This is a genomic window from Sarcina ventriculi, from assembly GCF_900456775.1.
Lineage (GTDB): Bacteria > Bacillota > Clostridia > Clostridiales > Clostridiaceae > Sarcina > Sarcina ventriculi.
Genome location: NZ_UAUL01000007.1, coordinates 103,515 through 117,918, shown reverse-complemented (window position 1 = coordinate 117,918; position 14,404 = coordinate 103,515). Strand labels below are relative to the sequence as shown.

12 protein-coding genes are annotated in these 14,404 nt (G+C 27.7%); 9 read left to right on the top strand and 3 right to left on the bottom strand.

Translation table 11 applies throughout. From position 1 onward, the window contains the following. The first annotated feature begins 5 nt into the window (after positions 1–5). Positions 6–599, top strand: a complete 594-nt coding sequence (gene rpsD, locus DR020_RS04685; protein WP_055259999.1) for a 30S ribosomal protein S4 — start codon at positions 6–8, stop codon at positions 597–599. 117 nt (positions 600–716) lie between these two features. On the opposite strand, the gene DR020_RS04680 is transcribed toward rpsD, so the two are convergent. Next, complete coding sequence (locus tag DR020_RS04680; RefSeq protein ID WP_112365398.1) at positions 717–2,732, bottom strand: sigma 54-interacting transcriptional regulator; 2,016 nt, start codon at positions 2,730–2,732, stop codon at positions 717–719. Positions 2,733–3,151: 419 nt separating this feature from the next. Between DR020_RS04680 and ptsP the strand changes: the two genes are divergently transcribed. Together ptsP and trxA are read left to right on the top strand one after the other, a co-directional pair. Beyond that, positions 3,152–4,771 (top strand): phosphoenolpyruvate--protein phosphotransferase, encoded by a 1,620-nt coding sequence (ptsP, locus tag DR020_RS04675; RefSeq protein ID WP_055260076.1) that lies wholly within the window; start codon positions 3,152–3,154, stop codon positions 4,769–4,771. A gap of 150 nt (positions 4,772–4,921) precedes the next feature. Further along, positions 4,922–5,236: a thioredoxin gene (gene trxA / locus DR020_RS04670; protein WP_055260003.1), complete on the top strand. Its 315-nt coding sequence runs from the start codon at positions 4,922–4,924 to the stop codon at positions 5,234–5,236. A 43-nt stretch (positions 5,237–5,279) separates the two neighbouring features. Here the strand turns inward: trxA and DR020_RS04665 are convergent, their stop codons facing one another. Then, positions 5,280–5,906 carry a cell wall hydrolase gene (locus tag DR020_RS04665; RefSeq protein ID WP_112365397.1) on the bottom strand — a complete coding sequence of 209 codons (627 nt, stop codon included), beginning with the start codon at positions 5,904–5,906 and terminating at the stop codon, positions 5,280–5,282. 74 nt (positions 5,907–5,980) lie between these two features. Further along, complete coding sequence (locus DR020_RS04660) at positions 5,981–6,937, bottom strand: hypothetical protein (RefSeq protein ID WP_112365396.1); 957 nt, start codon at positions 6,935–6,937, stop codon at positions 5,981–5,983. 176 nt (positions 6,938–7,113) lie between these two features. Here DR020_RS04660 and cdaA point away from each other — a divergent pair, with 176 nt between their 5' ends. The 6 genes from cdaA (at position 7,114) to DR020_RS04630 (ending at position 14,379) form a co-directional block, all read left to right on the top strand. Continuing rightward, positions 7,114–7,968 carry a diadenylate cyclase CdaA gene (cdaA, locus tag DR020_RS04655; RefSeq protein ID WP_055260009.1) on the top strand — a complete coding sequence of 285 codons (855 nt, stop codon included), beginning with the start codon at positions 7,114–7,116 and terminating at the stop codon, positions 7,966–7,968. Further along, positions 7,938–9,242, top strand: coding sequence for a CdaR family protein (locus tag DR020_RS04650; RefSeq protein ID WP_055260010.1), 1,305 nt, complete (start codon positions 7,938–7,940; stop codon positions 9,240–9,242). Before cdaA ends, DR020_RS04650 begins: the two co-directional genes overlap by 31 nt. Positions 9,243–9,336: 94 nt before the next feature. After that, complete coding sequence (locus DR020_RS04645; protein WP_112365395.1) at positions 9,337–10,935, top strand: NAD(P)/FAD-dependent oxidoreductase; 1,599 nt, start codon at positions 9,337–9,339, stop codon at positions 10,933–10,935. Between the two features lie 115 nt (positions 10,936–11,050). Beyond that, a complete protein-coding gene (ptb, locus tag DR020_RS04640) occupies positions 11,051–11,956 on the top strand; it encodes a phosphate butyryltransferase (RefSeq protein WP_112365394.1) in 906 nt (301 codons plus the stop codon). Positions 11,957–12,015: 59 nt separating this feature from the next. Continuing rightward, complete coding sequence (buk, locus tag DR020_RS04635) at positions 12,016–13,086, top strand: butyrate kinase (protein ID WP_112365393.1); 1,071 nt, start codon at positions 12,016–12,018, stop codon at positions 13,084–13,086. A 183-nt stretch (positions 13,087–13,269) separates the two neighbouring features. Continuing rightward, positions 13,270–14,379, top strand: a complete 1,110-nt coding sequence (locus DR020_RS04630; protein WP_058993761.1) for an ABC transporter ATP-binding protein — start codon at positions 13,270–13,272, stop codon at positions 14,377–14,379. The last annotated feature ends 25 nt before the right edge of the window (positions 14,380–14,404 follow it).

Genomic DNA, 14,404 nt, shown 5'->3' with positions numbered 1-14,404 from the left:
TTAATATGGCTAAGATGATGGAACCTCGTTTCAAGATGTGCAGAAGGCTTGGATTAAATGTAATAGGGCATCCAAAGGCCATGGAACGAGCATTTAAAGGAACAAGTAGGGCAGATAAAAAATTATCCGATTACGGAACTCAATTATTAGAAAAGCAAAGATTAAGAGCTTATTATGGTGTTATGGAAAAGCAATTTGCTAGATATGTAGAAAAGGCATTTAATAGCAAAGAACAGCCAGGTGAAGCTTTGCTTATGATATTGGAATCTAGATTAGATAATATGGTCTATAGAATGGGTTTTGCTAATTCCATAAGGCAAGCTAGACAAATGGTGAATCATGGACATTTTTTAGTTAATGGAGAAAAGGTAAATATACCTTCTTTTAGACTAAAAGTAGGAGATGAGGTTGTTTTAAGAGAAAAATCAAGAAAAACAGAAATGTTCACAAACAACTTTATAAATAATATAGGAAATGAAGTTCCATATATATCTAAAGATGAAAATAGTTTTAAAGGAATATTTATTAGAAAACCTAAGAGAGAAGAACTTCCAATAATCATACAAGAACAGTTAATAGTTGAGTTTTACTCCAAATAATAATTGAATGTTTCTTAAATACATTTTGTTCTTTTAGCAATATCTTGCAAATTATACTTCTGATGTTACTAAACTCTTAAATACTTGAAGGGGTGCTGACCTTCAAGTATTTTTTATTTAATTTTTAATTTTTTTTACATCAATATTATATTTTTTGCATTTTAAAGATATTGTTCTATGGGTTAACCCTAAAGCTTTTCCAGCCTTATTAAATGTTTTATATTTTTCAATAGCCATTTTTATTATTTGCTTTTCATATTCCTCAAAAGGAAGAATATTGTCTTTATCTAAATCAAATTTATTAGGATTCTCTATTGTAGGTTTTAAATATGATGGTAAATAAAAACTTGAAATATATTTTTCATCACAAAAATTCATAGCTCTTTCTATTATATTTTCAAGTTCTCGTATATTTCCAGGCCATTGATATTGTTGAAGTAGATTTAATGCATCATTGGATATTCCTAAGATATTTTTATTTAATTTAATATTTAACTTTTTTATAAAATATTCAACCAAATCAGGAATATCTTCTTTTCGTTCTCTAAGAGCAGGGAGATTAATTCCTATTACATCTAATCTGTAATATAAATCTTGTCTAAATGTTTTTTCTTTTATCATTTCTTCAAGATTTCGATTAGTAGCAGCAATAACCCTAACATCAATAGAAATTGGATCTATTCCTCCTATAGGATCTATTTCCATTTCTTGAAGAACCCTTAGAAGTTTAACTTGCATAGACAGAGGCATATCGCCTATTTCATCTAAGAAGATTGTTCCACCATCAGCAATTAAGAATTTACCTGGTTTACTTTTGGTAGCCCCTGTAAACGAACCTTTTTCATACCCAAAAAGCTCACTTTCTAAAAGATTTTCAGGAATAGAAGCACAGTTAACTCGTACAAAAGGTTTATCATGCCTAGTACTGTTATTGTGTACAGCCTTAGCAATTAATTCTTTACCAGTACCACTTTCACCTCTTATTAAAATTGTAGAAGTTGTTTTTGATGTTTTTTCGCATATATATAGAATATCTTTTAGAGTTCTGCTAGAACCTATGATATTATTAAAAGATGAATTGTTAGAAATTTGTTTAAAGAATTCTTCTTTGTAATAATTAAGCTCCTCTTGTGATTTGTTTAGTTTTCCTATAAGCTCTTTTAGCTCGTTAATAGGTCTTGCTGTTGATATAACTCCAACAAACTCATCATCTATAAATAATGGTTCTATATTACCTATCACATTAACATTATTAATAGAATAAATGACATCGTTAAATTTTGATTTATTCTTAAAGGATTTATAAATATAGCCATCAGGCTCTATATCTGTAATATGTTTACCAAGAATATTTTGAGCCTTTAAATTACTATGCTTAATGTAAGCTGGATTAATATAATTTATAATCCCATTTTTGTCTAAAAAACAAATCATATCTTGTGAATTTTCTAAAATTTTAGTGAATTTTTCATTTAATTCTTTTATGCCAACTAAATTAGAGACATCTTGTATAACAGCAACAGCGCCTATTATTTTATTGTTCATAAAAAGAGGAGATCTATTTACAAGTGCTGATTTATTTTTTATATGCAGTACTTGTCCGAATTGTTTTAAGCCTTTTTTTAAAATCATTGGTAAATCAGAATAAGGAATAATATCCTTAATATTTTTTCCTATAACATCCTTAAAACTTTTTTCTAAAAATTTTAATGCATATTCATTTATTGTTGTTATATTTTCATAGGAATCTATAACTAATATACCAATTGGAACATTTTCTAATACCTGTTCTTTAGCTATTATTGTTTCATCTATAAATTCATCAATTTTAACATTAGCAGATGGATTTATAGAATTTATAAACTCATCTATATATTGAATTAACGACATTACAGCTATTTTCCCTAGCATACCTTCTTCGTTACAACCAATACTTATTTTATCATTATTTGAAATTTTTAAAGAAAGAATAGCTAACATGCTCATACCAAGCCATTGGGAATATTCTTTTTTCTTTATATATAAAGTAACTTTGTATTTTGATTGAATTTCTGAAGCTTTATTAACTATCATAGCTGAATATCTTGTATGAAGACCTTGGCGATTTTTAAAGGTTATTTCTTGAAAAAACATATTATGATACTCCTTGTAAGTAATTATTGATAAAAAATATCAATATATTTTAAAGTTGATATTTTTTATCAATGATTATAAATAACATTATTAATAGGTTTATATCAATATTATACATTATAAAATAAAAAAAATATAAAAGTTGATAAAAAATATCAAAAAATTAAATTATTATTTTAGATTGTAACAAAAAATTATCTATAATAACAAAATAATAAAAAGATTTTGAATTTTATTAATTTATTAGTAAATATAAGATGTTTTCAAGGAAATATTATTTCTAATTTTAACTTTAAATGAAAAAATATATTAATTTTTTTGAATTGGCATACTTCTTGCTAATAAAAATAAGTAAAGTTTATTTTATTGAATTTTAATATAATTTAAATAAATTATGTATGTTTTAGGAGGCAGTTATGATAAAAAGTGGTATTGCAGCATCAAAAGGATATGCTATAGGAAAAGTGTTTATACAAGAGCATGAAGAAATAGTTATAAATGATAATAAAATTTCAGATATAGAAGCAGAAAAAAATTTATTGAGAGTATCATTACAGGCTTCAAGAGAACAGTTAACTAAGATTAAAGAAAAAACTTTAAATGAAATTGGTCAACATGAGGCTCAAGTTTTTGAAGCTCATTTAATGTTGTTAGATGATGTTGAATTTACAGGTCAAATGGAAATGACTATAGAAAATGAGAGTTTAAATGCTATGAAGGCTGTACAAAATGTTACAGATACTTTTGTTATGATATTTGATTCTATGGATGATCCATATATGAGAGAGAGGGCAGCTGATATAAAAGATGTTTCAAAAAGAATAATTTCTAATTTAGCAGGAAAAGGTGGAAGTGATTTTGCTATAACAGAAGAAAATACAGTAATTGTTGCCCATGATTTAACTCCATCTGATACAGCACAATTAGATAGAAGTAAGGTTATAGGTTTTTTAACTAACATTGGAGGGAGAACATCTCACTCTGCTATAATGGCTAGAACATTGGAAATTCCAGCAGTAGTAGGGTTAGGAGATATAACAACTTCAGTGAATAATGGAGATATGATTATAGTAGATGGTATGGAAGGACTAGCAATAATAAATCCAGATCAACAAACTATAAATGAATATATTTCTAAAAAAGAGAAATTTCATGCAGAACAAGAAGAGTTAAAGAAACTTATAGATGTTAAAACTGTGACTAAGGGTGGAAGAAGAGTTGAAGTTTGTGGTAACATAGGTAAACCACAAGATATAGATCAAGTATTAGCTAACGGTGGAGATGGTGTTGGTCTATTTAGAACTGAATTCTTATATATGGATAGAGAATCTGCACCAACTGAAGAAGAACAATTTGAAAGCTATAAATATGTTTTAGAAAAAGCATGTGGTAAGCAAGTAGTTATAAGAACATTAGATATAGGTGGAGATAAAACACTTCCATATTTACCATTGCCAGAAGAAATGAATCCATTCTTAGGATATAGAGCAATAAGACTTTGCTTAGATAGAAAAGATATATTTAAGGTTCAAATAAGAGCTTTACTTAGAGCGTCTGTATATGGAAATCTTGCTGTAATGTTTCCAATGATATCAGGCTTAGAAGAATTCCAAGCAGCAAAAGAATTTGTTGAGGAATGTAAAGCAGAATTAAAGAATGAAGGAATATCATATTCAGATTCAATTCAATGGGGTATCATGGTTGAAATTCCAGCAGCAGCAGTTTATGCTGATGAACTAGCAAAATACGTTGATTTCTTCTCAATAGGAACCAACGATTTAATACAATATACTTTAGCAGCAGATAGAATGAGTGAAAAAGTATCTTATCTTTACAACCCAATGCATCCATCTGTTTTAAGATTAATAAAAATGACTATAGATGGAGCACATAAACATGGTAAGTGGGTTGGAATGTGTGGAGAAATGGCAGGGGATGAAACTGCTATACCAACATTAGTTGAATATGGATTAGATGAATTTTCAATGAGTGCTACATCAATTTTATCAGCTAAAAAAATAATAATGGAACAAGAATAATTTAATTTGTAACAATACTTATTAACCCTAAGTTTTGTAAAGGTGTAGACAAATTGTCTACACCTTATTTAATAGTAAAATATTTACTAGAATATTTAAATATAATATAATAATTTGATATTTTAATAAGTTAGATTGGAGGAACTTATTATGGTAATGCATGTAAGTGCTAGCGATTTTGAAGAAGAGGTTTTAAAAGAAAAAGGTGTAGTTGTTGTAGATTTTTGGGCAACTTGGTGTGGACCATGCAAAATGATAGCTCCTATAGTAGAAGAACTAGATGAGGAAATGTCAAATGTTAAATTTGTAAAAGTAGATGTTGATAAAAATCCACAAATAGCTAATCAATATAAAATAGTAAGTATACCAACTTTAAAAATATTTAAAGATGGTAAGCTTATCAATACTTTAATAGGATTTAAAACTAAAGATGCATTAAAAATTGATGTAGAAGCATGTTTATAAAATGAAAAAAGAACTGTTTCATTATTTGAAACAGTTCTTTTTTTTATTGTGTTACATTAAAAAAAACATGTTGACCAATGGTTGTTACATTACATTTTTCTATTTCCTTCATCCAAGAACAAGTTGCTATTTTAGGATTGTAAAAATATAGGGCATTTTCTGTTGGATCTAAACCTTTAATAGCATCTTTAACTGCATTATAGCTATCACTATTTGGAGTTGCATTTATAACACCATTTACAACGCAAGAAAATGCATTTTTTTGTGTTATAACTCCTTCAACCGTATTTGGAAAGTTAGGACTAGTAACTCTATTTAGTATTACAGAAGCAACTGCAATTTTGCCAGTGTACGGCTCACCTTTGCTTTCAGCAAAAACTACTTTTGCCATTAAATCTATATCTGATTTTGTTAAATAAACTTTTTTTGATGATGAATTAAAAACTTCAATTATTTCATCAGATTGAGAGAATAAATCAGTTTCTGTTAAAGGTTCATTAGTTATTTCGTCTTGAGTATGATTAAAATTTAATTCGCTTGTGTATATATAGTTATTTGTGATATTTTCCTTATTAAAATTTTCTAGTCCTAAGGCATTTTTTTGACATATATTAGTGATAACAACAAAAATGAAGGTTAATAAAAAACATACATAAGTTTTCTTTTTCATATTGTCCTCCTAATATTAGTGTTATTTTACCTTGTATATTGTATCCATAAAGAGAAAGTTAATTCATGTAAATATTATTTTTTTAAATCATTTAGTAAGGTTTGTAAATTTCTCAATGAATTATTCATATTTTCATATTCTGATTTAGCATTTATATAATATTCATTATTTGAATTATTATTTTTATTTTCTTCTGTAACTCCTTTTAATAACAAATTAATGTAATTACTATAATGGTTTAAAACTTCATTAAATGAGATAAAAATATCGTTGCTGTCTTCTGGGATAGATAAAATATAAAATTTTTTCTTAATAGTTTCAAAATTATTCATTTTATTATGAATATCAGTAATAATTGTATTTAAGCTTCTATTGTTCTTTCTAATAGTCGATATTGTTTCGAATAGATTTTCTGTTAAATCATCAAATTCTAATAGAAGAGAATCTAAAGTAACTATAAATTCATTCATTTGTGTAGTTTTAATATCTGAATCCCTATTTAATTTTATAATTTCATTTATATAGCTGAATATATTATTTAGTAATTTACTGTCATTAGATATTAATGAAACAGATATATTATTTTTGTTACAAGTTTCATAAATATTTATAATGTCATTTTTTAAAGAAGTAGTTTCTTTATACTTGTTGTATAAGTCGTCTGTGGTAGGATCATTTAAAATATCAATTAAAGAAGTGTAAAAGGTTATATTCATGTTTAAACCTTTTTTTAGAGTTTCGTGTATATCTTTATATTTTTTAGATGTTTGTATATCTTTTAATGTATTTGATAGAGTTGTTAGATTATCAATTTTATCTTCTAATATATTTACATATTCATTAGAATTGGTTGTGTCTTCTAAAGGTTCATCTAAATTTATGCTTGTAATTGACTTTCCTAAATTATTTAATGTAATTAAGTCATTAGATTTGACACATGTAATAACAATAATAAAAATTAAAAGTAAAATTAGTATCATTGTAGAAATAAAAAATTTATTTTTATAAAAATCTTTATAGTTAAATTTCAAAATATCCCCCCTGTAAAAGAATTAATAAAAGTTTACACAATAAAAATATATGAAAGCTTTATAAATAACATTACTTATAATATGTAAATTAAAAAATTATCATTAACTTTGTATTTAAGTTAAAAGTTTTATTGTATAATATTAAAGAGTATTTATAACAACTGGAGTGAAGCGATATGCAGACTATAATTAATATGATTTTAAGTGATATTCAAAACATAACTATTTGGTCTGTTGTAGATATATTAGTAGTAGCTTTTATTTTTTATAAAGGTTATATGTTAATTAAGGAAACTAGAGCAGAACAATTGTTAAAAGGTATTTTACTTATATTAATATTAATACCTGTTAGTTATATATTAAAATTGGATATTTTGTACTTTATATTAAGTAAAACAATAACTATTGGAGTTATTGCTGTTATTATAATATTTCAGCCTGAAATAAGAAGAGGATTAGAACATATAGGAAGAAGCACATTTGATGATTTTCATATAATACAAAACGATGAGGAAATTGAGAAAGTAATAACTAATATATGCGAAGCTGTTGAAAATATGGCAAAGACAAAAACAGGGGCATTAATAGCTATAGAACAAGGAACAGGGCTTGGGGATATAGTATCCACAGGAATAAAAATGGATTCTTTAGTGTCTAGAGAGCTTATAGAAAATATATTTGTAAAAAATACTCCGCTTCATGATGGTGCAACTATTATAAAAAATGATAGGATATTAGCATCAGCTTGTGTATTGCCTTTAACCAATAATAATAATATAAGCAAACAACTTGGAACTAGGCATAGGGCTGCTATTGGACTTTCGGAAGCATCAGATGCACTAATAATAATAGTGTCTGAAGAGACTGGTGCAATTTCATTAGCCATTAAAGGAAGATTAACTAGGAATTTTGATGGGGATAAATTAAAATCAATATTATTAAAAATAATAAAGAGTAAAAATCAAAGAAAAAGTAAGTCGTTTGGTCAGAAGGTGAAGGCGTGGGTAAAAATAATAAAAAGAGAAAAATAATTTCTCAAGTATTAAAAATAGTTAAAGAAAAAAATTTAATGGTTAAGCTTGTTTGCTTACTCCTATCTTTTGGTCTTTGGATATATATATCTAATATTGAAAATCCAATTAAGCAGTATACTATAACGAATATACCTGTTCAGATAATAAATTTAGATGTTTTAAAAGAGGATAATTTAACTCTAGCTCCGGATCAAAATTTTACTATTTCTTTAACTATACAAGGAACTTCAACCAATATTTATAGTATAAATAAATCTCAATTTACAGCAGTTGCAAATTTATCTAATTATACGTTAAAATCAGGGGATAATAGTATACCAGTAGAAATAACAAATTCACCTAATAATGTAAATATAAAAAATAATGGAGTATTAAGAATTAATATTAAATTAGAAAATATTACTGAAAAAACAATGCCTGTGAAATCAGAACTTAATGTTACGACTAGTAATAGCACCTATGTTAAGAATATTTCTTTTTCTACCAATCAAATTACAGTATCTGGCCCCGAAGAAACAGTAAATGAAGTTTCTAAATTAGTTGTAAGAGGTAATGTTACTGCAAATAATAGCACGACCACAGCAAGTTTTCCTGTGGTAGCCGTTGATTCAAGTGGCAATGTTGTTAATGATGTTGTGCTATCAACTAATAATGTACAGACAACAATAACAGTAGAAAAAGGAAAATTAGTACCTATAAAAGTTCAAACTACGGGAGAACTTAGGGCAGGACTTACACTAGAGAATATAATAGCAAATCCTAATACAATAAAAATATTGGGTAGTGAGAGTGTCTTAGATAGCACTGATGAGATTTTATCTGAACCTATAAATTTAAATTCTATAACTGGGAATGAAACGATAATAACTAATCTTATAGTTCCTAGAAACATTACATTATTGCCTAATGAAAATGAGATTAATGTGGATGTAAAAGTTTCAGGAGCAGATGAAAATAATTCGGAAAATGTTGTAAATGGAAACACAGAAACTACGAAAACTTTTGAAATTCCAATAACTATAGAAGGAAATTTAAGTGGATATACTGCAAATTTAAGTAGTAATACTGTAACTGTTGTCTTAAAAGGGACAAAAAAAGAATTAGATAATTTACAAGCATCTAACTTATCATGCAAGGTTGATGTTTCAAAATTAACAAAAGAAGGTGGAGTTGTGAGTCCAACTGTAAATATAAATAATGAGAATAATGTTTTAGTGGATAGTCAAAATCCACAAACTGTAGATGTTACATTTACTAAAGCAGAAGAATAAAATATAATTTTAAATTACCACAGAGATATTTATGTAATAAAAATTTCTGTGGTAAAATAATTTTACAAAAGTTTAGAAAAAAGGAGTTTAGTGTATGACTATAAGAGTAAATAATATAAGTTTAAGTATAGATGAAGATATATCTTGTATAGAGAAAAAAGTTTCTAAAAAATTAAATGTACCTGTTAAAGATTTGGGGAAAATAAAAATATTAAAAGAATCAATAGATGCTAGAAAAAAAAATAATATTAGGTTTAATTATGCGATTAGTTTAGAATGCAAAAATGAAAAGAAAGTTGTATCTAGAGCTAATAGTAATGATGTACAGATAGATGTTGCACTAAATACAGAGGAGTTTAAATTTGGGAATAAAGTTTTAGAGCATAGACCGGTAGTTATAGGGCTTGGGCCTGCAGGGCTTTTTGCAGCATTAACTTTAGCAAGACAAGGATATAACCCAATAGTGTTTGAGAGAGGTGAGAATGTAGACAAAAGAAGTGAAACTGTTGAAAAATTTTGGGATACAGGTATTTTAAATACAGAATCTAATGTACAATTTGGTGAAGGAGGAGCAGGAACTTTTTCGGATGGAAAATTAACTACTAGAATAAAAGATGCACGATGTAATATTGTTTTAGAAACTCTAGTAAAACATGGTGCAGATGAGTCTATAATGTATGTTGGTAAACCACATGTTGGAACTGATGTATTAAAGGGAGTTGTTAAAAATATTCGTGAAGAAATAAAATCTCTAGGTGGAGAGGTATATTTTAATTCAAAGTTTGAAGGAATTATAAAACATAATAATAAGTTAAAGGCGATTATAGTAAATGGAGAAGAGATTCCTTGTGAAGTTTGTATTTTAGCATTAGGACATAGTTCGAGAGATACATATGAGTTGCTTTTTAGGGAAGGAATATTTATGACCCCTAAGCCATTTGCAATTGGAGTTAGAATAGAGCATCCTCAAAGCTTAATAAATGTAAATCAATATGGCAATTATGCAAATCATAAAAGATTAAATGCAGCAGATTATAGATTAACATATCAAAGTCAAAAAATGCAAAGGGCAGTATATTCATTTTGTATGTGTCCAGGCGGGGTAGTTGTTAATGCATCGTCAGAGGATGAAAGGCTTTGTGTAAATGGAATGAGTTATAATTCTAGAGATAAAGAAAATGCTAATTCAGCTTTAGTTGTTACTGTTTCTAGTAAAGATTTTAAAAGTGATAAACCTTTAGCAGGGATGGAATTTCAAAGGCATTATGAAAATTTAGCATATAAGATAGGTGGAGGTAATTTTAAAACACCAATTCAACTTTTAGGAGACTTTTTAAATGATAGAAAAACTACCAAACTAGGAAAAGTTAATCCAAGTGTGTTAGCTAATGACTATACTTTAGCTAGTATAGGGGAAGCATTACCAAGTTATGTGGTCGATTCTTTGAAAGAGGGAATAGAAAGCTTTGATAAAAAAATAAATGGATTTGCAGATTATGATGCTATTTTGACAGGAATAGAAACTAGAACATCTGCACCAGTTAGAATAGAAAGAAATAAGAATTTAGAGAGTATATCTTTAACAGGATTATATCCAGCTGGTGAAGGTGCAGGATTTGCTGGTGGAATAATATCTGCTGCAGTAGATGGAATAAAAGTAGCAGAAAGTATTATGGGATACTTTTGTAAATAAGGTAAAAATTAATTAAAATTTTCAGAAAATTTATGTTTTCTGAATTTTTTTTGTTAAAATAATATATATATGTTAATAAAATAACAAATCTATAAAGAATAGGGAGTAATATGTTATGAATAAAAATTTTAATGAATTATTTACTAAAGTTAAATGTATAAATAAAAAGAGAGTTTCTGTAGCTGTAGCACAAGATGAACCAGTTTTAGAAGCTATTAAAGAAGTAGTTCGTGAGGGACTAGTTGAGGCTATATTAGTTGGAAATAAAGAAGAAATACAAGATATAGCTAAAAAAATAGATATGAATTTAGAACAAGTTCAAATAATTAATGAAAAAGATGTAAAAAAGGCAACTTTAAAGGCAGTTGAGATAGTTTCAAATGGACAAGCAGACATGGTTATGAAAGGACTAGTGGATACTGCAACGTTTTTGAGAAGTGTGTTAAATAAGGAAGTAGGTTTAAGAACAGGTAAACTTATGTCCCATGTATCAGTTTTTGATGTGGAAAAAATGAATAGATTACTGTTACTAACAGATGCGGCTTTTAACACATATCCAGATGCAAATGCAAAGAAAGATATGATAGAAAATGCAGTACAAGTTGCTAAATCTTGTGGAATAGATACTCCAAAAGTTGCGGTGGTTGCTCCGGTTGAAGTGGTAAATATGGATATGCAGGCAACGGTAGATGCAGCAATTCTTGCAAAAATGAATGATAGAGGGCAAATAAAAGGGTGCATAGTAGATGGTCCGTTTGCTCTTGATAATGCTATATCAGTAGAAGCTGCACATCATAAAGGAATATCAAGTGAAGTAGCTGGAAAAGCAGATATATTATTGTTACCTAATATTGATGTGGCTAATGTTATGTATAAGACATTAACTTATATGTCAGATTCGAGAAATGGAGGAGTTTTGGTAGGAACGGCAGCACCAGTAATTTTAACATCTAGAGCAGATAGTTTTCATACAAAAGTTAATTCAATAATTTTAGCGGCATTAATTGCTGAAGCAAAATAAAAATATATATTAAATTAAGTTTTTAAGTAAACATTTAAAATTAATGGAGAGTGGTTTAAATGTCATATAAATTATTAGTAATAAATCCGGGTTCTACATCAACTAAAATAGGATTATTTGAGGGAGAGAGAGAGCTGTTTCAAGAAACAATAAGACATACAAATGAAGAATTAAAAGGATATAATGCTATTTATGATCAGTTTAAATTTAGAGAAGACCTTATATTAAATGTACTTAAAGAAAAAAATTTTGATATAAAAAAATTGAATGCAGTAGTTGGAAGAGGTGGTATGTTAAAACCTGTTGAGGGTGGAACGTATATAGTTAATGACATTATGATTGAAGATTTGAAGATTGGGGTGCAAGGTCCTCATGCATCGAACTTAGGTGGAATATTAGCAAGGGCAATAGGGGATGAATTAAATGTACCATCTTATATAGTAGATCCAGTAGTTACTGATGAATTAGAAGATGTAGCTAGATTGTCAGGAATTTTAGAAATCCAAAGAAAGAGTAAATTTCATGCTTTAAATCAAAAAGCAGTTGCTAAAAGATATGGTAAAGAAACAGGAAAAGGATATGAAAATTTAAATTTAATTGTTGTTCATATGGGTGGAGGAATATCTGTTGGAGCTCATAAAAAAGGGAAAGTTGTAGATGTAAATAATGCATTAGATGGAGATGGACCGTTTTCACCAGAAAGAGCAGGAAGCGTACCAGTTGGAGATTTAATAAAAATGTGCTTTAGCGGTAAATATTCTCAAAATGAAGTTTATAGAAAGATAGTTGGAAAAGGTGGTTTTGTTGGATATTTAAATACTAATGATGCGAGAGGAATAATTGATAAAATGAAAAAGGGAGATAAAAAATGCGAAAAAGTTTATAAAGCATTTATTTATCAAATAACAAAAGAAGTTGGAAAAATGGCTGCTGTATTGAATGGACAAGTAGACCAAATACTTTTGACAGGTGGAATTGCTTATTCAAATGTATTAGTGCCAGATTTAAAATCTAATATAGAGTGGATATCAGATGTTACTGTATATCCAGGAGAAGATGAACTTCTTGCATTGGCACAAGGAGCTATAAGAGTATTAAGTGGGGAAGAAAAAACAAAAGAATATAAGTAATTATATAAAGTGAGAGTTGTATGCTAAGTAATGATTACAGTATACAACTTTTTAATATAATAAATTTATATGAATATACAAAAAAATATTAATATATTTGTGTTTTTTTATTATTTATTAAATTTTATAAGAATTGTATAATATTACTATAAAAATATTGTTTTAAATAATGAGGGGGATTTTATGGCTAATTTATCATTAAGGCATATCTATAAAATATATCAAGGGGATGTAGCTGCTGTTAAAGATTTTAATTTAGAAATAGAAGATAAAGAGTTTATAGTATTTGTTGGACCATCTGGTTGTGGAAAATCTACTACATTAAGAATGGTTGCAGGGCTTGAGGAGATATCAAAGGGAGAACTTTATATAGGAGATAAGTTGGTAAATGACGTTGAACCAAAGGAAAGAGATATAGCAATGGTTTTTCAAAGTTATGCGTTATATCCACATATGAGTGTATACGATAATATGGCTTTTGGATTAAAATTGAGAAAAGTTCCAAAGGTAGAAATAGATAAAAAAGTTAAAGAAGCGGCTAGAATTTTAGATATAGAGCATTTGCTAGACAGAAAACCAAAAGCATTGTCTGGTGGGCAAAGACAAAGGGTTGCTCTTGGAAGAGCTATTGTTAGAGAACCTAAGGTGTTTTTGATGGATGAACCATTATCTAATTTGGATGCTAAATTGAGGGTTCAGATGAGAACGGAAATATCTAAGTTACATCAAAGATTACAAACTACATTTATATATGTAACTCATGACCAAGTTGAAGCTATGACAATGGGAACTAGGATTGTTGTTATGAAAGATGGTGTAGTTCAACAAGTTGCAACACCTCAAGAAATATATAATAATCCAGCCAATATATTTGTTGCAGGATTTATAGGAAGTCCACAAATGAACTTCATTGAAGGAAGTGTAATTGAAGAAGGTGGGAAGTATTTTGCTAAGTTCCAATCTGAAAAAATAGAAATTGGAAATGATAAAGGAAAGAAATTAAAAGACAAAGGTTATATTGGGAAAATAGTTACGTTTGGAATAAGACCAGAACATCTAGATGATAACATAAATTTAGTAAAAGAGAATCTAAATAAAATAATTCATGTAAAAACAGAGGTTGTAGAACTTATGGGGGCTGAGAGTTATATATATACTAAATGTGGAAATCAAAATATAACTATAAGAGTAAACGGAAGTACTAAATTAGGAAATGGCGATAATGCTAAAGTGTATATTAATACAGATTATTTACATGTGTTTGATAAGGATAGTGAAAATAAAATAATTTAATTAACAAAAGAATTTTGGGGTGAAT